Below are 21808 nucleotides of genomic sequence, written 5' to 3'. Positions count from 1 at the left end.
TTACGTTAAGCTGCTGTTACCGTTGTCCGATCCGCCTGGAGGATCCTTGCGCTCGGAATCTTTTCGCTCCGGCCCTGGATCATTCGAATCCATCGGGTTGTTCGGAATTTCTTCCGTGGAAGTCGGCTGCTCGCCGTCTTCTTTCCCTTGGATACGAACTTTCACGTCGCCAATGTTGTCGATGATCGGTTCACCATTCTCGGTAGAACCTTCTCCTTCACCGTCGCCACTGCCGTTGCCTTCAGCTGATCCGGTCTCAATGAGATTCTTGATTTGCTCAAGCTCCAGCGTTTCCATCTCGAGGAGCGTGTTCGCAATCAGGTGAACCTCTTTAGCATGCTTATTCAGGATCTCTTTACATTTCTCATAGCAATCATTAATGAATCGCTGCATTTCCTGATCGATCTCATAAGCGATTCGATCACTATAGTTCTGCTCATGTCCGATATCACGTCCAAGGAACACTTGTCCTTGGGATGTACCGAACTGCATCGGTCCGAGCTTCTCACTCATACCGTATTCCACAACCATGCTGCGGATAATGCCCGTCGCTTGTTGGAAGTCACTATATGCTCCGGTTCCGATTTCACCGATGAACAGTTCCTCAGCAACACGGCCGCCAAGCAAACCGGTTACGCGATCCAGCAATTCCTGCTTCGTCACGAGCATCCGATCTTCCTTCGGCATCATGATGACATATCCACCGGCACGGCCACGAGGAATAATCGTTACCTTGTGCACCGTATCCGCATGCTCAAGGAAGTAACCCACAATGGTGTGACCTGCTTCATGGTAAGCTACGATACGTTTCTCGCGATCACTGATCACGCGGCTGCGTTTCTCCGTACCGACGATAACACGGTCAATCGCCTCATCCACTTCTCGCATGGAGATATCTTTACGGTTGCGGCGAGCCGCAAGTAAGGCGGCCTCGTTCAGGAGATTCTCCAGATCGGCGCCTGTAAAACCGGTTGTACGTTTGGCGATGATGTCAAGTTTAACATCCTTCGTCAATGGTTTGTTGCGTGCATGAACCTTCAGTACGGCTTCACGGCCCTTCACATCCGGGCGATCTACGGTAATCTGACGGTCAAAACGTCCCGGACGAAGAAGCGCCGGGTCCAAAATGTCCGGGCGGTTGGTCGCAGCAACGATGATAATGCCTTCGTTCGCTCCGAAACCGTCCATTTCAACCAGCAACTGGTTGAGTGTCTGCTCACGCTCGTCATGACCGCCGCCAAGTCCGGCGCCACGCTGACGACCCACAGCATCAATCTCATCAATAAAGATGATACATGGTGCATTCTTCTTCGCGTTCTCGAACAAGTCACGTACACGAGAAGCACCGACACCGACAAACATCTCAACAAAGTCGGAACCGGAAATACTAAAGAATGGCACTCCTGCTTCACCAGCAACGGCACGAGCTAGGAGCGTCTTACCTGTTCCCGGAGGACCGACAAGCAGAACGCCCTTCGGAATGCGAGCGCCAACCGTGTTAAACTTGCGCGGATCTTTCAAGAAGTCAACAACTTCAACAAGTTCCTGCTTCTCTTCATCTGCTCCGGCTACATCCTCAAATGTAATCCGTTTCTTCTCTTCATTATATAAGCGGGCTTTGCTCTTACCAAAGTTCATCACTTTGCCGCCGCCGCCTTGGGCCTGATTAAACAGGAAGAAGAACAGAACAAACATAATGATGAGCGGAATAAAGGATGAAAGCAATGTCAGCCAAATGCTTTGGCCTTCCATTGGCTGCACGGACAGTTTGACGTTGTTGCTATCACTGGCTGCAGTCAGCTCTTGCATCGCTGCATCCGTGGCAGGAATATAGGTTGAGAAATTCTCCGATTTTTTCTCTTCGGAAATCTCCCTATACTTACCGGTCACCAGATAAGCGTAACCGTCAAATTGTACCGTCATTTCCTCTATGTTGTTAGCTTTGACTTCCTGCCGCAGTTGATTATAACTAGGGGCATCGGCTTGCTCGCCGCCATTAGTAACGAATTGTACTATGCCCACCACGACTAAAAATAGAATCAAATAAAAACCAGAATTCCGGATGAACCGACTCATCCCCTACCTCCTCTCAAGACACATAAGATATTTTACCACAGCCTGTCTGGCCATCTCAACAAAGGGCCCTGAACTCTGATAGCAGCCCATTGCCGCGGTTTAACTGCTGTAGATTTCCGGCTTCAAAATCCCGATGTAGGGGAGGTTCCGGTAATGCTCGGCATAATCGAGCCCGTATCCGACAACAAAAGCATCCGGCAGCACGAATCCGGTGTAATCGGCCTGCAAATCCACCGTACGGCGTGCCGGCTTGTCAAACAGCGTGACAACGCGCACCGAGTTTGCCTTACGGCTCTTCAAAAGCTCAATCAAATGGCTCAGCGTAAGACCGCTGTCGATAATATCCTCCACAATCAGCACATCCCTGCCTTCAACGGATGCGTCCAGATCTTTAATGATCTTCACCACGCCGGAGGATTTGGTTGATGCCCCATAACTGGATACAGCCATGAAATCCAACTCAAGAGGTACTGTTATGGATTTGACCAAGTCGGCCATAAAAATAAATGCACCTTTAAGAACGCAAATAACGAGTGGATTGCGTCCCACATATTCGGCGCTGAGTTTGGAACCAAGTTCCTTAATCTTTGCGTGAATCTCTTCTTCACTGATGAGTATTTCCTGAATGTCATTCTGCAACTTAAGTGGACCTCCTACGTTTATACTATGAAAGCGTGAAACGGGCCATTCTTCGTTTTACACTTGCCTTAAGCATCCGATAGCTCCATCCGGAGAACTCGTGATGTGTGCCGCCCGCAAGCGGCGTGAACGGAACGTCGTACACCTGGAATCCACACGATGCTGCCGGAACCGTCACAAAGAATAGGAATCCGGGCACGGACAGACGGTGGGATTTTCTCATCAATGAGAATATCTTTCACCTTTTTGCTTCCGTTTAATCCCATGATCTTCATCTTGTCCCCCGGCTGTCTGTTACGCAAGGTTAAGGGAAACCTCAGCTCATCCGCATCAAAATCCGCCACAAAGGCTGATGGTCTGGAGCCGTTCCGGCTTTCGCTTCCTGTCATTGACGACAATTTCAGCATTTTTCCGATTTCCTTAACATACTGCTGCGAAACATCAGGAGAATCAAGAATGTATATGTACTGTCCCTGTTCATTCGGAGGCTTAGGCCCAAACTGGATCACTCCATACTCACGAACACAGGTAATGCCGTCACCCAGATCCAGACGCCAGTTGCTTCGCTGATCGTTAAGAATGCCATGGCGCACCATTTCAATCTTGACAAAATCGGTGTTTTCCTGGTCTGAGGGCAGGTAATTTAATATTAGTTTAATCAAACGCCGTTGTAAAGCGACATGTAAGCCCAAAAAGGAAGGCGCGTCGAAAGCGAGCCTCCCATCGTTCTCCTGTACCATACTCCGAAATTGCTTCGCAGCTTCAAGCTCCACAAAATCATCCTCCTGCTGGACTATTTCGGCCAGCTGATTGAGTGAGGAGGAGAACTGCCCATTATATCGTTCCAGAAAAGGCAATACTTCCAGGCGAATCGCATTACGGCGGTACTTCGTCTGTAGATTGCTGTGATCCACCGCATACTGGAATCCGCATACGCGGCACAGCTCTACGATATCCGCCTTGTACATACGAAGGAACGGGCGGATAAGTTCCACTTTTTTTTCCGTGCGCTTAAATTTTATTCCGGCAAGTCCGGACACGCCGCTCCCGCGCAGAAGCCTCATGAGCACCGTCTCGGCTTGATCGTCAGCATGATGAGCCAGTGCCACGGAGCGCGCGTTGTATTTATGAGCCGTTTGCAGCAAAAATTCATAACGCTTCTCTCTTGCAGCCTCCTGCCCACCCTTACCGCTCTCTTCCATATAAGCAGGAATATCGATGAACGCCGTTTCAAATGGAAGTCCGAGCCGCTCCGCCAGTTCACGCACCATCTCCGCCTCTTGGTCCGACTCTTTCCGAAACCCATGATGCACATGGGCGCAGATCAATCGGAGCGGTGTCCGGTGCAAAGAAATTTCATGCAGCACGTGCAGGAGCGCAACGGAATCAGGCCCGCCGGAAACAGCGACCACGATGCTATCGCCTTCTGACCACAGATCAAACTCTGCGGCTGTACGCTCGACATGTTGGACGAATGTCCGTAAATAATCCTGTTTCACTTCCAGGTCCCCTTTATGAACTCCCAGTAACAAGGTAACAATTCAGCTTCATGAGCGGAAGAAAAAATAAACAGCAAAGGCCATGATGACTAACGATAAACCAAACGCGTTCTTCAGCCAACGTGGAGTTCGTCCTGGATTAGGACGCACGTTCCTGCCCGAACCTTCGTATATTCGTTTTCTCCACTCGTTCAACGCTTCCCGTGAATCCGCGAAGTCCCCCGATAAAGCCTTGTTCAGCCAAACAGCGTATGGTTTGAACACAAGGTTTCTTCGCAGCACCAGCTGCAGATCTGCAACACTACGGGTCTGGGGAAGCTGACAAGACGCCTCCCGTAATGATTTCTCATCCAGCAGGCCGATACACATCACGGCAAACGAGAACAAATCATAGGTTACGTCGCCAGTCCGGCTTCCGGCATTCCAGTATCCCCGATCATACCATTCCGTAAACTGCTTTACGCTGCGTCCGAAAGGGCTGACGCCTCCGTAATCGATCAGTTCCACTCTTCCGTATGCGGAGACCATCACATTATCCGGCTTCAAATCACCGAATGCATAACCGGATGCATGCAGAACGGACAGCTTCTCGAGCAGCTTCAGTCCGATCAATCCGATCCAGTCGGCACCGCGTTTGCGAATAAAATGATGCAGCGGACTCCCCTCAATGTAACGCATAACATAGAAGGACACTTCGCCACTGCCGTCATGATGATCGTCCGCCTCCACGAGATACGGGTCCGGCATCTGTTCTTTCAACGCATTCAGCACATTAATTTCGGATTGAAGATCCAGAGCGTCATACCCTACTTTCAAAGCATAACGCCCGCGTACTCCTGCCCGGTGAACCAGATACACCTTGCCGTTAGCCCCTTTGCCGAGCATACGTTCCACGATGTACCGGCTGTTCCGCCACTTGCCTTTAATTACGGTTCCTGGCGGATAACCCGGGTTAGACAACGTAGTCACCGAGCATCCCTTCCTCTTGGCTGGAATGACCCTGCCATGATTGATTACCTTCTAGTGTACCATATCGGTAAAATTCAATCACCTTTAACAAGGCAGGTCCAGTCGGCGTCGCCCCTCTCATCTGCAGGCGGCTGAACATTCCCCGGGCGCCGTCAAGATCTGAGGTCCAATTCACGTCCATCACGATATCCTCGCCGCTGTGTTTTCCAGGAAAATGGAATACGGACAATTCGCTTGAGCCTGCGCGCGCTTTCAAACTCAGCATCAAATCACGTATCGCTTCCTCAACGGCAGCCAGCTTGGGTTTCATACTTGCACTTGCATCGATTAACAGCGCGACCTGCAGCGATGATGTCTCAGCCAGCTCATCCACCACTTCCACGACCTGCGAACGCTTGTCCGGCGGAAGCTCCTCCAGCGACCCGCCCCCCAGAATATGCTGTATCTCCTTATTTACCGCTTGTTGGATCGTCTGAACCACCGTTTTCCGAGTCATCATCTGTATCGTCTGCGCCAGCTGCGGTGTGCCTACGATCCGGTGTATGCCTCCTCCCGCTTTGGCTATCTCCTGAATTTCCAATCCCCCTAGCTCACCGATCGTCCCGTAATCAAGAACCCCCACCACATTCACAACAATACCATCCTGGAGCGCATGGGCTGCGGCCAGAACTGGACTGGCCCCAACGTTAGAGCACCCGTCCGTAATCAGTAGAATTTGCTTCATAATAAATGATCGCCTCCGTCTCATCCATTCCTATCGATTTGACTTCTATCTCTATCATTTCCACATTCAAGAGAGTTCAAACGATATATAGGAAGAATAGACGTAAAAAGATTTACCATCTCCGGGGGCCTCCATTTCCCGGGTAATCGCTTGATTTATCTAACGCATCAGCTAACCGTTCGCGGCCGCTCCATTCGGGCAAAGCCCGGAACATGCACATTCGACCATTCCGGATGAAAGTGATCCACACGCCCGACCACCACCGTCATATCATCATGAATTTGATTCTGCTGGTAACGAATCACCTTCTCCAACAAACAATCGGCAATTTCCTGCGGATCCTCACTGTTCACTTCCTGAATCATTCGTTTCATCCATAGCTCCTTGTTTACCGCATAACCCGGCGCATCATATATGCCATCCGTCATCATAATGAGAACATCACCGGCCTGCAGCTGTAATGAGACTAGGTCCACTTCGATATCCTGAATGATCCCAATCGGAAGATTGCTGGCCGAGACCGGTATGACATCATTGCCTCGTTTGATAAAGCTTGGCGTCGAACCGATCTTCATAAAGGTGGTCTGAGCCGTATATTGATCGATTAGGGCCATATCGACCGTAGCATAGATTTCATCCGGCGAACGCAGCATTAGAATCGAGTTGACCGATTTGATTGCCAGCTTCTCATCCATCCCGGATTGAAGCAGCTGTTCTAATATATTCAGAGCCGAGCTGCTCTCGAGCCGTGCCCTTTCCCCGTTGCCCATACCATCACTAAGCGCTACCGCAAACGTCCCGTTGCCCAGCTCGACCGTACTGAAGCTGTCACCTGATAAAATATCCCCTCCCTTAGCCGCTGCGGCTACGCCCGTCATAATTTCATATGTTTTCGCTGAGCCGAATCGCACGGTGGCCAATCCATCTCTTGGATGGGTCAAGGTCTCTTCCATTACGGCGATATGCTCCCCGAGAATGTCGGACAGCAGCGGTCCGATAATCTTCCTGCATTCGTCATAACCCCGGGTGTATGCATGAATGATCTCAATCTCGACCTGCCCGGAATCCAAACTGATGATATCGATGCCTTGAACCGATAAGCCCAGCTGCTGAAGCGCTTCCCGAATCTGTTCTTCTTGAATGTGCATGGTCTGGCTTTCCCGCTTAATCTCTCGGGCCAAGTCTTCCATGACCTGCGAAACCCCGGATAATTGTTCCGCTACCAGATGACGGCTATCGTATATTTGGCGTTTCCACTGCATATCATGTTGGTAAAGATGATACTGCTGCTTGAGGATGCCAAGCACCTCCTCCTTCTTGGCACAGATCCGGCTCCATTCCGGCGGCAGATCGTCTGCTTCCATCTCAGGATTCTCCTCGATCGAGGTCATCATATCGGTCATATATTTATAAGTCTGGTAAAACTTCATATCCCAGCACTGATTCCGTTTAAAGCATGTGGCACAGCTTCCCTCCGCCACGGCATTCATGAAATGATTCATCTCCTCCGTTTGTTTGCCCGGAGGCTGTATAACCCCGGACGTCTGTCCGAAGCTTTGCGAGAGCTGCCGGAACACCCGGGAAAATTGGGTCACACGGTCCGCTGTAAGATCCCGGACCCGCTTGGCGTATTCATGCTGTGAACGGGTATGATCCTGCGTGCCAGGCACATATTTGCCTATAGCCTGCATCACACTCTTGGGCGTAATGAGGAATAACACGATAGCCGCGCAGGTTTCCCAAGTGGAGATCATCACTTCTCCAGGATTGCTGAAATAGATGGAGAGAATAGTTGCCCCCAGCAGCATTCCCAGCGAAACACCGCCTTTCTTCCCTTCCTTCAGCATACCTGCGAGCATCCCGGAAAAGGCGAGCAAACTCATCTGGGAGAATGCCGAAATGTTGGCAAGACTGAGGATGAGGCCCGTTACTACGCCAACCGAGGCGCCTAGCGGAGCTCCCCCGACTAGGGCAAACAGCAGAATTAAGTATCGGGATAAGATATGCTCTACCGACAGAGATTGGATCGTCCAGCCAACGGCACCTGTCATGACCGACGCCAGCAAAATGATAATACATAGAATTTCTTCATTTCGAAGAGCATGCGTTTTTTTACGAAGCGTCAGTACGGGAATCGCTTGAATAAAGACCAATGTCAGGACAAAGCTGAGCACGGCATTCAAGGTGAGCATCATCATGGAATACCAGGTAATGCTCGGTCCGATGAGAACACTGAACAGATTCACGAAGAAGGTGGAGACAAATACCATCAGCGGTGCATACGACAATTCTGCCCGATCATAGGTCTCCAATCCCCGCATCATAAAGTAAAAGATCAAGATTTCTGCCGGTACCATCCATGCCACCGGAAAGGACGCAAATAAACTTCCTGCAACGATAGCGGCGCCTACCGGCAGCAAATAATCACGGCGCATAAAGGCAATGACTGCAAAATAAGCGATTGCAAATGGAGACAGCTCTCCCAGAATCATCGCTCGTCCGAGCAGAAAACCCATGAAGGTTAGCAGGATCATCCACTTCTTAGCGGCCAGGAAGTGGATGGGACGCTGTAGAAAAGGCAGCTGCCCTAACCGTTCTGTTACACGGGCACGAATGGAACCCGCTCCCCCTTTAACTGCCTCAGTACCCGGAAACATCACCAGATTTCTTTTATCCATTACGCTGGCACCCCATTCTTCACGAATTTGTTGGTCCCATTATAAAACCCCTGTTCAGGAAAGTTTGTCAGAACACCGGACAAGCCCCAAAGAAATTTCCGACAAAATCAACGGGCCTTGCGAACGTTCGGGAAAAGAGCCTTCATCCCCCACGCCCAGCGGTGTTTACACGCCTCAAACCTGGAGCATTCTTGCAGATCATTTCCCGAATTGAGGCAGACATCCCGTGCTCATTCCACACGGAAGCGCCGTAAATTGCGTAGGAACCTGTCGTACCCTTGGATACAACGACAAAAAAACCGCAGAAGGCGGTTTCCCTCCTGCGGTCAGTTTATATTTTATCGAATTACATACGTTTGGCTCCGCGTCCACCGCGTTTGCCTTCCGTATTCTTCTTAAGCGAAGAGATTCGTTCTTCACTGTCTTTCAGGAAGCGTGACATTTTATCCTCAAATGAAGGCTTGTTGGCCGCAGGCTTAAACGGGCGTCCACCGCGTTCACGGTTGAATCCTCCACCACCGCCACCTCCGAATCGTTCTCCACCGCCTCCACTGCGTTCCGGTCTCGGTGCGCGGGGTGGACGACTTTCGGAAGCCGGCTTGTCGACAGCCTGCTTGATCGAAAGACCGATCTTGCCGTCCTTGTCGACATTAATCACCTTCACGGTAACGACATCGTTGATCTTCAAATGATCGTTGACATCCTTAACGTAGTTGTCGGCGATCTCCGAGATGTGAACGAGACCCGTGACACCTCCTGACAGATCCACAAATGCTCCAAAATGCGTTATGCCTGTCACCTTGCCCTCTAACTTGGTGCCCACTTCAATTGCCATAGAATAAAATGATCCTCCCTTAAAAATATACAGTCCGATTTATAAATCGCGCTGCGGTGATTTGATTATACGATAATGACCTAAACAAGGTCAACAGACGTCTGTCATGCCTAATTACGGCTCTTCGCCCGAATTTTGGGGCTGAATGATCGGCGTCTCATTTGGCAGATACAGTCCAAACTTCTTGCGGGCAATCTGCCCAATATATTCAGGGTCCTTCAATCGCTCCACTTCATGAGTAATCTGGATTAGCGACTGTTCAACGGACTTATAATCCTCTTGCTTTTGAGCTAGCGCTTCGTTCTGATTACGGATGCGGTCATTCTGGGACCAGAGCGTTGAAACTGCCCAGATCAAAAACAGCGCCATCATCGCCACAAACATTCTTTTACGCCGGCGTGCGCCTTTGTTCTTTGTCTTGGTTTGTTGGGGAGCCTGCTTCGATGGATCAGCAAATCTTCCCATGACCATACCTCCTAAAACCAGCGCTTCCACGCCTTGATAACCTTGTCCGCGAATTGCTTGCACCATGCCGGCAGCCTGACTCTGGATGTGATCGGTCTCAGCATCCATTTCAAGAGTCGCCAAAAAGGCATGAGGCATTTAAGGACTAAACGCAACAGCGACAGGAGAAACTTCCATAGAAACCTTAACAATCCTAAGATGAGCATCAGGATTCCTTTGATCGGATTCCACAATAATATACGGAACAGCTTGTACAAAAAGGACAGCAAGCCTTTTGTCACTTGAATTAACATTACCACAAAACGCTGGGTTATGACACTCCATAATAAAAAATAGATCCAAACCCCTATAAACAGGCCCACAAACACATAAAAACGCAGTTGACCGTCATTGGTCACATACAACATGCGAAAAATGAAGAAGGCTGCCGCAATCCAGTAAAGGAAGTCCAGGGTATGCTTGGACCATTGCGGGAAACGGAGCTGCCCTGCCAGCACCCGGTAGCTGTCGAAGGCGACTCCCATCGCTGCTCCGGAGAAGAGCATCCAGAGCAGCGTGATCCATTGTACGCTGGGGTTCATTTAAACAGCTTACCTAGCAGACTCTTGTTCTTGGTCTGCGAACCGGGATTCAAATAAATCAGTGAATGCACCTGACCTTCAATCGACAAAAGCCCCTCTTCCAGGCTGAGATTTTTAATATGTAAATTTTGCCCCCGAATGGTGAGATGCCCAAGCTCGGTTTGAAGCAGAAATTCTTCACTGTCAAAGCTCTCCACATTTTGGACACCCGTAATGTCCAGCAGCTTCCGGTTCTGCATCCGCAGGTCATGAAACTTGCCCTTCCCTTGGTCGATCATGGCATGTACCCCTCCTTTTAACAATAGCTTATGGGAAGGCGCCTGCCTTTAGAACCGGAAGAAGAGCAACCGCTTCAGGAATGAGCGTGATGCTGCAAGGAATGCACGGAGAAAGAACGAGAGCGGGAGGTCCAACGTTTATACACCCATGATAAACATAAAAAACGTCCCCCACACCATATGGTGAGAGGGACGTTTGATGGAACGGCTCGGGCTGATTACCAGTCCAATCCGCGATCTTTAACGATCGGTTCTTCCTTGACCAAGGTATAGAGGCTGGTCGCCTCATCTTTACGGGTTGTCTCGGTAAGACGCTCGACCCGGACGGTCACCAGCTTCTGACCAAATTGGACGGTGATCTCGTCGCCCAATTTAACCGTGCTGCTCGGCTTGGCCTCACGGCCATTGATCAGCACCCGACCTTGATCCGATACATCTTTCGCTACGGTACGCCGCTTGATTAACCTCGATACTTTCAGGAATTTATCGACACGCATTATTTTACGGCTTCTTTAAGCTTGTTACCTGCCTTGAACGCAGGAACGTTGGATTCTGGAATTTCGATTGTGTTACCTGTTTGCGGGTTGCGGCCTGTACGTCCAGCGCGCTTGCGAGTCTCGAATGTACCAAAGCCGATCAATTGAACTTTATCGCCATTAGCCAAAGCTTCAGTAATTTCACCAAGGAAGCCGTTCAAGACGTTCTCTACGTCTTTTTTTGTCAATCCACTTTTACCGGAAATGTTGTTGATCAGATCTGTTTTGTTCATGAATTAAATCCTCCCAATTATCAGAAAAATATAAGATTTTACGGTTATTCGGTTAAACCGCCTTGCAATCTGCAAGATTTCACCATTAATGATTATTCTGGATGCCTTGCGGAATTCCTGCCGCAAATCCCTATTTTTTTATTTTTTACGTGAAAAGTTGCCTTTTTCACACATCGATACCGCCGCTTTGTGTCGATCCCGATTTAGCTGCCTGCCATAGGGCTTCCATCTCGTCCAGGGTACTTTCCTGCAAGGTTTTCCCCTGGGCGGCAAGATGCTCCTCTATGTAGCTGAAGCGACTGACAAACTTCCGGTTCGTTCTCGAAAGCGCCTCTTCCGGGTCCGCCCCAATAAATCTTGCCGCATTGGAGACCGCGAACAGCAGATCGCCGAGCTCAAGCGCCGTATCCTCATCAGACTGGCCCTCGGTCACCGCCTGCCTCAGTTCACCGAGTTCCTCTTCAATCTTCTGAAACACGCCCTCGATATTATCCCAATCGAAACCAACCTTGGATGCCTTCTTCTGGAGCTTGTACGCCTTCATCAAGGCGGGAAGATCCCGCGGAATGCCATCCAGTGCCGAAGCTTTCTCTGGGGAGAGCCCTTTGCGGCGCTTCTCTTCCGCTTTCATCTGCTCCCAGTTCTGCAGGGCAGATTCCGCATCTTTGGCGCTGCTCTCGCCAAAGACATGCGGGTGACGGAAGATCAACTTGTCATTCAACGCTTGAATGACATCATACACCGTAAAGGTACCGAGCTCCTCTTCCATCTGAGAATGCAGCATAATCTGCAGCAGCAGATCGCCGAGTTCTTCCTGCATATGCTCAGGATCATCCTCATCAATCGTCTCTAATACCTCATAGGTTTCTTCGATCAGATTTTTGCGGATGGATTCATGGGTCTGCTCACGGTCCCATGGACAGCCCTCAGGACTGCGCAGAATGCCAACGATCTCATGGAGTCTGGCAAACGTTCGCTGTCGAAGCAGGCTGTCATCGCTTCGGGGTACGTAGACCAGCGAAAGATTCCCATATCCGTCGATGCGATCAAGCTCGTAGAGCGGCACGCGCTGGATCACTTCCTCGCCCTCAACGCCCAGCGCATGGCCGACAATGATCGGATATTCGTCCGGATACAGTTCCATCAGCGCCAGTTTAACTTCCGAAGCGGTAAACATGTCATACACCTGGCCGATCAGGGTATGGAGCTGCGGCTGGATGACACTTGCACGTAGCTCAGCCGCATCGAGAAGCTGGAAGCCCTCAATGGGATCGAAACCAAGGCGAACGAAGGCCTCGTCCAGAAAGCTCTCACCGCCGAGCACCGTAAGCGTCACATGCTCTCCCGGGCAGCGCTCCCGTAATAATCGAACCGTTGCCTCCGCTACCATCGGATGCCCGGGCACCGCGTAGACAAGCTCACGATCATCCTCAGCAGCCTTAGCCAAGTTGATTAGCGCGGATGCAATGGATTCGTACACCTCGGGAAAGGTGTCATGCGCTTCATACACATGGTCAAACGATTCCGGGTGAATCTGGAACTCATTCAACGCAGCGATGACGGGATGAGATAATGTACGCACATACACCTTCGATGCCCGCTGCATGGTTTTTATGATACCTATCGTCAATCGATCTGGGTTGCCAGAACCCAAGCCGACCACCGTAATGGATGCACTCATACGCTACTTCCTTTCGTCTTCGTCCGCCTTGTCGACGTCATTATCGTACACTACTATAACACAGAAGATCAAACATCTCACGTCAGCCCGGGTCAGCGCAGCACTCGCAGGGCCCGCAAGAAGGCCGCCAGCGGTCTTCCGACCTTTGGCAGCATCCGAAGCTCCTCCTCGGTGAGGAGCTTCGTGAGTGCGGCGCCGATAAGGAAGGCGCCGCAGCCAGCCGCGACGCCGCTCAGGCTCGCAGCCGCGTGGGTGAGGCGGCCCGGGGAGAAGCCGGCAGCCGCCAGGATGCTGCCGGCTGCCTCACCTGCGCCCCAGGCAGCCAGTGCCACCGCGGCGAGGACCGGCAGCGTCCTTGCGAACATGCCGCCGACGTCAAGGCGGGCGCCAGCGCTTCGCGAGAGCAGCGCGAGGTTGAGCGCGGCGGCGGTCAGATGCGCAGCCACGCCGGCGATGGCTGCGCCGGTAATGCCGAACTGCGGCACCAACAGCAGGTTGAGCAGCAGCTTGAGCCCAGCCGCAGCCAGCAGATGAACCGCCGGTGCTTTGACCATACCGATCCCTTGAAGCAGCGCAGCCGTAATCGTGCTTAGCGTACCCCCAGCAGCCGTAAAGGCAATCACCTGCATCGTCACCGTCCCAGCAGCATCCTCGTACAGCATGACGTTAATCGGCTCAGCCAGCACTGCCAGGCCTACGGAGGCCGTCATTCCAATCAGCCAAAACCAACGGAGGGCCATGCGGGTTTGGCTTGCAACCCGGGCGGACTCTCCTTTGAACTTGGCCTCCGCCAGCGCAGGGATAAACAGAACCGACAACGAAGCAGCCAGCATCGTAACCAACTGGACAAGCGGCAATCCGCGGTTATAGACCCCAAACTCCGCCATGGCCGTTGCTTCGCCCAGCCCACCGGATGTCAATAACCGGGGCACCGTGAAGGTATCCACCAGTCCAATCAGTGGAACAGCGAGCAGACTAAGACAGACGGGGATTCCATAAGCAAGCAGGCGGCCAAGTAGAACACCTGCTCCCTCTCTAGTTACATCGGCACGCATCCCCGTTTCGTTCATACCCGCCGCTCCGAATCCTTGACTTACTTCTCCTTGTATTTCACCCCGAGTTGACCGGACATGCTTGCGCCAGTATAGTCCCATCACCAATAGACCGGCGGCGCCACCGGCAGCAGATCCAAGCAGCGCTCCGGCGGCAATTACGTCGGGATCGGCACCGGCACGGATCATGTAAAGCAGCAGCACAATCATGACCCCAACACGGACAACCTGCTCCGTAATCTGGGAGATTGCCGTTGGCACCATATTGTGCAGCCCTTGAAAATAACCGCGCAGGACTGACATCCAAGGCACGAATACCAGCGCCAACGCACCTGCGCGGAGGGCGGGCACAACCTGACTGCTTCCGATCCACATCCCGATCCACGGAGCACAGACATACATCAGGAAGCCGAGAAATAGACCGAACAGCACCAACGAGACGGAAGACAGGCGCAGCAGGCGATGGCCGTCCTCAGTGCGCCCTTCGGCCTCATATTCTGCCACATATTTGGAGACCGCCGCGGGGAAGCCAACCGCCGCTATCGTAATGATCATCATATAGAACGGATAAACCGTATTGTAGATGCCAAAGACGGCATCCCCACCCATATTTTGCAGCGGTATTTTTTGCAGTGTGCCAATCAGCTTGGACAGAAGTGCGGCCGCACTGAGAATAAACGCTCCCTGTAGAAGCCTTGCCCCTGTTTGATCTGGTTTCATATCCTCTTCCAATCCCCTAGTTTCTTTTTTTTCGTATCACAGACCAAACATCTGCGTAGATGCTGCCATGTGTACCTCCATTATAACCAAGGGCGGGAGAGGGGTACAAAAAAGAGAAGCCGGACAACAAAAACTCCCAGCTGCCGATTGACCCTGTGATCAACGTTCAGCGGGAGTCTCCATCCAAGGATTCATGTCCTTGTCTTATTGTTCCATTTGCTTGCCCAGGAAGCCTGCGGCGGTTTCAGACATCTTCACTTCCATCTCACCCATGTTCACGGATTCGTCCTTGTTCAGCAGCACAACACTGCCAATCGGGTCTCCTCCAGCAATGATAGGCGCAGCGACAAAAGCGGATAAAGTTTCCGGATTGTCTTTGCTGATCTCATACGTACCACTGTTGCTTTCCAGCACCGTCTTGCGATTTTCCATGCAGTTTTCCAGAAGGTTGCCAATCGGCTTGTCCAAATACTCCTTCTTGGAGCCGCCTGCTACGGCGATAAATGTATCACGGTCCGATATGATCGTGATGTGACCTGTGCTCTCATAAAGGGACTCTGCGTATTCCTTCGCAAAATCGCCCAATTCACCGATCGGTGAATATTTCTTCAGAATGACTTCTCCATCCCGGTCAACGAAAATTTCCAGCGGGTCACCTTCGCGAATCCGCAGTGTGCGTCTAATTTCTTTTGGAATGACCACGCGCCCGAGGTCATCAATACGGCGGACGATACCAGTAGCTTTCATGTCACTTGTTGCCCCACTTTCATAAGAAGATTTTTCAACTACTGTTCCATTCGGGAAGAGGATGTCCCCAGGTATATAAGAGTTAATGTCTGACCATAGTATTCATCCATTCCCAATTCCTTATACATCATCTACCCTCTGTTGGTTGCGAAATCCAAAAATAAATATCATTCGAAAGAGACGGATGTCAGGGGAGAAAAAATCCATAACGCGCGATTTCGCACGTTATGGATTCGAAGATCCCACCATTTCATCATGCGCTAGCCGTAACATCCAGCATTACCCGCAGCGCATTACAATATCAATTGCCGGACCTTGTCTGCGGGCTTATTTACCCGTGTCTTCCTTGCCTGCATCCGGTGTTTGATCACCTTCCGCAGGTTTGTCAGTGGTACCGTCTTTCTTCTGGTCTCCTGTGCCTTCGGCAGGCTTGTCCGCGTTCTCACTCTTCGGAAGATTCATGCTCTCAATCAGGTCGTTGAGCTCATTCTGCATAAAGTTGTCGATCTTCGCCGAGGCAAGTTCATTACGAATGCCTTCCTTCTGATCGGCAGGCAGCTTGTCGTAAGACACTTCCTCGCGCTTCTCTACTTTCATGACATGGTAACCGTAGTCAGTTTCTACCGGATCGCTGATCTTATTAAGCTCGAGCGTTAGCGCCTTTTCCTTGAACTGCGGTACCCAAGTGCCTGCCGGTTTGTTCTCATACAGGCCTCCGCTGTTCTTGGAGCCCGGATCCTCGGAGTATTTCTTAGCGACCGCAGCAAAGTCCTCGCCTTTATTCAGCTTGGACTGTACTTCCTTGGCAATTTTGAGCGCCTCGCCTTCCGCTCTTTCCTTGCCTTCCGCATCCTTAAAACCAATCAGGACATGACGAACGCTAATGTTGGTGTAATCCTTCTTGTTCGCCTCGAATTCCTTCTTGATATTCTCTTCGGTTACCTGACTCTTCTCATATTCCATAACGGTCATGACGCGAAGCATATAATTTTTGAGATCGTCTTCCGTCAATTTCTGCGATTCTAGAGCAGCTTTAAACTGCTCCTCGCCCATTCCGCTCTTCTGCTGCTTTAGCAAATCGTCCGCTTGCTTCCCGGCAGCTTCCTTCGCTTTATCGTCAGCTTTGGCGTACAGGTATTCGTAGGCTACCCCCTGTTTCGCCAAATACTCTTTAAATTCATCCATTTGTAAAAATTGGGCGTATTCTGGGGACATGAACTGAATCATGCGCTGTTCCAGATCAAATTCCTTCTCGGTAATCTCTCCACCCTTATATTTGACAATAACTTTGCTATTATCATTTTCGGTTCCCTTAGTCTTGTCGTTTCCGCACGCAGCGATCATCGACATGGATAGCACTGCTGTGATGGATACCATAAACGTCTTCCATGCCTTGTTATTTCTTGACGGCATTTTGTAGTTCTCCCTTCAGGTTGAATGGCCCTTTTGCGGCCTCCAGGAATTGCTCCAGCAATTCTAACAGTTGTTGATCGGAAAGTCCCTTGCCTTTGATTCGAATGGCCATCGTCGGCCCTTGTTCAAATTGTACACGTCTTTCGAACATATTTCCAATTTGCGCAAGTCCTGCTGTATCAACCGTCTTATCCTGCCCTTCATAAAACTGCAGCAGCACATCGTCGCCGCGCTGGATAATGGAGTCGATCCCGTACGTACGACCATATACCTTCAAGCGGGATACAGCAAGCAGGTTACTTACCGCAAGCGGCAGCTCGCCAAAGCGGTCAAGCAGTTCATCCTCAAGCTCCGCCGATTCGTCGATAGACGAAACGACAGCCACTTTTTTATAAATTTCGATCTTCTGGATGCTGTCATAAATGTAATCTGACGGCAAGTAAGCATCGATCCCAAGATCGATGGAAGTGTTCCAGTCCTTCGATGGCAATGGCGGCTCGCCCAGCATGCTGACTTTGCGTTTTTGTATCTCCTCCGCCAGCATCTGTGAATACAGGTCGAACCCGACGGAAGCAATAAAGCCATGCTGCTCCGCTCCGAGCAGATTGCCCGCGCCGCGAATCGACAGGTCCCGCATCGCAATCTTGAATCCGGAGCCAAGCTCCGTAAATTCTTTAATGGACTGTAGCCGCTTCTCGGCCACTTCGGTCAGCACCTTATCCCGCTGGTACGTGAAATAAGCATAAGCGATCCGGTTGGAACGTCCGACGCGTCCGCGCAGCTGATACAGCTGGGAGAGGCCCATTTTGTCCGCATCATGCACGATAAGCGTATTTACATTCGGGATATCCACACCCGTCTCAATAATGCTCGTACTAACCAATACGTCGTGTTCGCCGTCCAGAAAGTCGAGAATGGTCTTCTCCAGTTCCGTTTCCGACATTTGCCCGTGTCCCACACCCACTCGGGCCTCCGGTACCAGCATGGATATCTGGGCTGCCATCTCTTGAATGCCCTGAACCCGATTGTAGAGATAGTAAACTTGTCCTCCCCGGGCCAGCTCTCGCTCGATGGCTTCCCGCACCAGGGTCTGGCTATGCTCTACGACATAAGTCTGCACTGGAAAACGGTTCTCCGGCGGTGTCTCGATCACGGACAAATCCCGAACGCCGAGCATCGACATATGCAGCGTACGCGGAATCGGCGTTGCCGTCAGCGTCAGTACGTCGACATTGGTCTTCAGCTTCTTCAATTTCTCCTTATGCGTAACGCCAAACCGCTGCTCTTCATCCACAATCAGCAGTCCCAGATCCTTGAACACAATATCCTGCGACAGCAATCGGTGCGTCCCGATCAAAATATCGACAGAGCCCTGCTTTACTTTCTTGATCGTCTCATTCTGCTCCTTACGGCTCCGGAAACGGCTCAGCACCTGAATGTTGATCGGATAATTGGCAAAACGCTCCCGAAACGTCTCGTAATGCTGTTGGGCCAAAATCGTCGTCGGTACCAGCACCGCAACCTGCTTCCCTTCGATCGCTGCTTTAAACGCAGCGCGAACGGCCACTTCCGTTTTCCCGTAACCGACATCACCGCACAGCAGCCGATCCATCGGCCGGTTCTGCTCCATGTCTTTTTTGATTTCGGTAATCGCTCGAAGCTGATCAGGTGTTTCATCATATGGGAACATGTCCTCGAATTCCTGCTGCTCCGACGTATCCTTCTCAAATCCGTACCCAGGCGCAGTCTGACGCTCGGCATACAGCTTGATCAGATCGTCGGCGATATCCTGAACGGAAGAGCGAACCTTGTTCTTAACCCGCGTCCATTCATTTCCGCCCAGCTTGTAAACCTTCGGCTCCTTGTCTTCCGAACCGACATATTTCTGGATGAGATCGATCTGCTCAATCGGAACGGACAGCTTATCGCCCCCGGCATACAGAATATGCATGTAGTCCTTATGGATTCCGTTGATTTCGAGCGTCCCGATCCCCATATATTTCCCGATACCGTGGTTTTGATGCACCACATAATCGCCGACTTTGAGCTCCGTATAGCTCTTGATGCGCTCGGCGTTGTCCATATTCTTTGTGGTTTTGCGTGTTTTGCGCTGCTTCGAGGAGAACATTTCGCTCTCTGTAATAATGGCAGCATGAACCGAAGGCATCTCGAAGCCATTCTGCAGATGCCCCTCAAACATAACCGGTTCTTCGATACCATAGTCCAGCAGTACCCGCCGCATGCGGTCCATCCGCTCCGCATCGCCTGCCAGCATCATGACCTGAACACCCGACTTCTTCCAGCGCTCCATCTCAGCCTTGAGCACATTCATCTGGCCATGGAAATCCTGCATGCCGCGCGTAATCACATTGACGATATTCTGCGGCTGCATTCTTGGCACCTGACGCAGGAAGATCGAGATCAGTAGACTTTGATAGGGGTGCTGATAGATCAGTTCTTCCGTATCCAGTGAAAGCGGCAGATCCGGCAGCGATTTGCCATTCTGCATCAGATGCAAATTCCATTCCGCTTCATCCCGCTCCAGCTGCTTGGCTGTTTCTAACAGACGAGCAGGCTCATCCATAATCAGAATCGTATCCTTCGGCATGTAATCATATAGATTGGTCTTCTCCGGATACAACAGGGAGATATATTTATAGATTTCAGGGAAATATATCCGCTCGCGCAGCATCTCAACTTCCCGGTGTATTTCATCCCGCAGACGGAGCTTGGCCTGACGATCACTCATGCGCTCGAGCTGCGTCTCCAGCAGACGGACCACCGTATCCGCTGTACGGCTTAGCCGCTCTGAATCTGCAATAATTTCCTTGCATGGTGTAATGGTGACTTCCCGGACCTTGTCAATCGAGCGCTGATCTGCCGGGTCGAAGGTACGAATGGAGTCGATATCTTCATCAAACAGTTCGACGCGATACGCCATGGTCGTTGTCATCGGATAAAAATCGATGATACCGCCGCGGACACTCATCTCGCCGCGGCTCTCGACGCGCTCCACCCGTTCATATCCCATCTCGATTATCTGGTTCAGGAAGGAATCCAGCACGAGTGTCCCGCCGTCATGAAGTACAATTCGGGCATCGGACATCACTTCAGGAGCTGGAAGCAGACGACGCACGCCGGAAAATGGCGCAACGACAATACCCCGGAAGCCTCTGGCACAACGGACGAGTACATCAATCCGCTGCGCCAGAGTCTCGGGGCTTGAAACGGCCGATTCGGCCGCTACCAGTTCATTCGCCGGGTATAACAATACTTGGTCCGGTGAGAGCGCTTCCTGTAGATCATCCGCAATTTTCTGGGCTGAAAACATATTATGAGTGACAACGAGCAGCGGTCGCTGCTGGTCCTGGTGCAATGCGGCCATTAAGATCTGCCTGGACGACCCAGAAAGACCGGAGATCAATTGCTCCCTCATGCCGGCTTGGACGCCAGCGGTTATGGATTTGAAGTCCGAATCCTTCGAAAATACATCAATAAGTGCTTGTAACAAAAGGGGCACCTCTCTTATGCAAAAGAAATGAATTTCCTAGACTCTATTTCTCATGGAATTTTAGACGATTGCCAAAAAATTATAACCGAAAAGAAGCCTTGAGCAAAACTGCCAAGGCTAGAGCAGCGGCAAAGCCTGCCGCTGTATGTCTTCTACCAAAAAAACGTCGTGTACCCCATTATACGCTCATTGCAGGGGATTTGCCAAAAGGCTAAGTTCCGGATTGGCTTCGAGGGCTTCTCTGCAATGATCGCAGGTTACCCGGACCATCATTTCTCCGTTAAAATCATAGGCTATTATATCCTTGCGTTCCTCAGGGGTCAAGGAATCAAATCCGAGACGAGCTTCGGATACGTAATTGGAATCGATGCGGCCTTGAAACGCCCGACAATGTCTGCAAACATAGGTTATCGCCATCATATGCCTCCTGAAGGTCGTGTATACCTTCAGTATGCCCGGATTTTCCTCGTTTAAGACTTCGATGTTACGGTTGCCCTATGACTTAGGAATCATCTCTTTGGATACTTCCATTCTATGATGCTTTTCTAAGACTTGTTAAACTTCGCCATCGTCTGTTCAAAGGTATGATCCAGACTGAATTCCAGCGCGTCACAGGTCTCCTCTACCATGCTCTGCAGCTGTTCGCGTTCCTTCTTCGGAAAAGTACCGAGCACATAATCCACAATCGCATAACCCGGCTCAGGCCTCGATATGCCCATACGAACACGGTTGAAGCTCTGAGTCCCGGTATGCTGAATAATGGATTTAATGCCATTATGTCCTCCGGCACTGCCCTGATACCGCAGGCGGATCTTACCGACCACGGTATCCAAATCATCATAGACCACAATCATGTCCTCAAGACTCACTTTATAATAATCCATATAAGCACGCACGGCCTCGCCCGAAAGATTCATGAACGTCATCGGTTTGATCAGGACGGTTTTGGTGCCGCCAATCATCCCTTCGGCGATGACCGATTTGCATTTATTCTGGTTGAACTTCATGCCGTGTCGCTCTGCCAGTGCATCCAGCGCCATGAATCCTACATTATGGCGTGTCTTCTCATAATTTGAACCGGGGTTGCCCAGTCCGACAATCCATTTCATCACAGGTTGATTCCTTTCACGATTTATACTTTCTTCTTTGCGCATTTCTGAGTACAATATGA

General features: G+C 50.9%; 19 protein-coding genes. All 19 read right to left on the bottom strand.

Annotation, left to right across the window (positions count from 1 at the left end; genetic code table 11):
• Positions 1–2076 (bottom strand): ATP-dependent zinc metalloprotease FtsH, encoded by a 2076-nt coding sequence (ftsH, locus tag ACOZB4_RS31860; protein WP_076326695.1) that lies wholly within the window; start codon positions 2074–2076, stop codon positions 1–3.
• A gap of 99 nt (positions 2077–2175) precedes the next feature.
• Positions 2176–2715, bottom strand: coding sequence for a hypoxanthine phosphoribosyltransferase (gene hpt / locus ACOZB4_RS31855; RefSeq protein WP_076326696.1), 540 nt, complete (start codon positions 2713–2715; stop codon positions 2176–2178).
• A 68-nt stretch (positions 2716–2783) separates the two neighbouring features.
• Entirely contained in the window at positions 2784–4214 is a 1431-nt protein-coding gene (tilS, locus tag ACOZB4_RS31850; protein WP_379415530.1) for a tRNA lysidine(34) synthetase TilS, read from the bottom strand.
• A gap of 48 nt (positions 4215–4262) precedes the next feature.
• Positions 4263–5183 (bottom strand): serine/threonine protein kinase, encoded by a 921-nt coding sequence (locus ACOZB4_RS31845; RefSeq protein ID WP_379415532.1) that lies wholly within the window; start codon positions 5181–5183, stop codon positions 4263–4265.
• Positions 5167–5907 (bottom strand): vWA domain-containing protein, encoded by a 741-nt coding sequence (locus ACOZB4_RS31840; RefSeq protein WP_076326532.1) that lies wholly within the window; start codon positions 5905–5907, stop codon positions 5167–5169. The genes ACOZB4_RS31845 and ACOZB4_RS31840 overlap by 17 nt, the downstream gene beginning before the upstream one ends.
• Before the next feature lie 167 nt (positions 5908–6074).
• Positions 6075–8585, bottom strand: a complete 2511-nt coding sequence (gene spoIIE / locus ACOZB4_RS31835) for a stage II sporulation protein E (RefSeq protein WP_379415536.1) — start codon at positions 8583–8585, stop codon at positions 6075–6077.
• A gap of 346 nt (positions 8586–8931) precedes the next feature.
• Entirely contained in the window at positions 8932–9420 is a 489-nt protein-coding gene (locus tag ACOZB4_RS31830) for a S1 domain-containing RNA-binding protein (protein ID WP_009591896.1), read from the bottom strand.
• Positions 9421–9534: 114 nt separating this feature from the next.
• Positions 9535–9885, bottom strand: coding sequence for an FtsB family cell division protein (locus tag ACOZB4_RS31825; protein WP_379415539.1), 351 nt, complete (start codon positions 9883–9885; stop codon positions 9535–9537).
• An 11-nt stretch (positions 9886–9896) separates the two neighbouring features.
• A complete protein-coding gene (gene yabQ, locus ACOZB4_RS31820; RefSeq protein ID WP_098741226.1) occupies positions 9897–10466 on the bottom strand; it encodes a spore cortex biosynthesis protein YabQ in 570 nt (189 codons plus the stop codon).
• A complete protein-coding gene (gene yabP, locus ACOZB4_RS31815) occupies positions 10463–10744 on the bottom strand; it encodes a sporulation protein YabP (protein WP_009591926.1) in 282 nt (93 codons plus the stop codon). The genes yabQ and yabP overlap by 4 nt, the downstream gene beginning before the upstream one ends.
• A gap of 218 nt (positions 10745–10962) precedes the next feature.
• Positions 10963–11241 carry an RNA-binding S4 domain-containing protein gene (locus ACOZB4_RS31810; protein WP_076326537.1) on the bottom strand — a complete coding sequence of 93 codons (279 nt, stop codon included), beginning with the start codon at positions 11239–11241 and terminating at the stop codon, positions 10963–10965.
• Positions 11241–11513 (bottom strand): HU family DNA-binding protein, encoded by a 273-nt coding sequence (locus tag ACOZB4_RS31805; RefSeq protein WP_009591918.1) that lies wholly within the window; start codon positions 11511–11513, stop codon positions 11241–11243. Before ACOZB4_RS31805 ends, ACOZB4_RS31810 begins: the two co-directional genes overlap by 1 nt.
• A gap of 166 nt (positions 11514–11679) precedes the next feature.
• Positions 11680–13194, bottom strand: a complete 1515-nt coding sequence (gene mazG / locus ACOZB4_RS31800; protein ID WP_379415544.1) for a nucleoside triphosphate pyrophosphohydrolase — start codon at positions 13192–13194, stop codon at positions 11680–11682.
• Positions 13195–13286: 92 nt separating this feature from the next.
• Positions 13287–14966 (bottom strand): putative polysaccharide biosynthesis protein, encoded by a 1680-nt coding sequence (locus ACOZB4_RS31795; protein ID WP_379415546.1) that lies wholly within the window; start codon positions 14964–14966, stop codon positions 13287–13289.
• Between the two features lie 204 nt (positions 14967–15170).
• On the bottom strand, positions 15171–15713 hold the full coding sequence (spoVT, locus tag ACOZB4_RS31790) for a stage V sporulation protein T (protein ID WP_071221080.1): 543 nt from the start codon (positions 15711–15713) through the stop codon (positions 15171–15173).
• A 327-nt stretch (positions 15714–16040) separates the two neighbouring features.
• Entirely contained in the window at positions 16041–17126 is a 1086-nt protein-coding gene (locus ACOZB4_RS31785; protein WP_339269204.1) for a peptidylprolyl isomerase, read from the bottom strand.
• Positions 17110–20637, bottom strand: coding sequence for a transcription-repair coupling factor (mfd, locus tag ACOZB4_RS31780; RefSeq protein ID WP_379415550.1), 3528 nt, complete (start codon positions 20635–20637; stop codon positions 17110–17112). The genes ACOZB4_RS31785 and mfd overlap by 17 nt, the downstream gene beginning before the upstream one ends.
• 186 nt (positions 20638–20823) lie before the next feature.
• Positions 20824–21054: an anti-sigma-F factor Fin family protein gene (locus ACOZB4_RS31775; protein WP_339269200.1), complete on the bottom strand. Its 231-nt coding sequence runs from the start codon at positions 21052–21054 to the stop codon at positions 20824–20826.
• Between the two features lie 128 nt (positions 21055–21182).
• Entirely contained in the window at positions 21183–21746 is a 564-nt protein-coding gene (gene pth, locus ACOZB4_RS31770; protein ID WP_076326543.1) for an aminoacyl-tRNA hydrolase, read from the bottom strand.
• Between the last annotated feature and the right edge of the window lie 62 nt (positions 21747–21808).

The organism is Paenibacillus sp. NPDC058898, assembly GCF_049316025.1.
GTDB lineage: Bacteria > Bacillota > Bacilli > Paenibacillales > Paenibacillaceae > Paenibacillus_AQ.
Note: the sequence above shows the minus strand (reverse complement) of the source record. Positions and strands in the feature narration are given on the sequence as shown.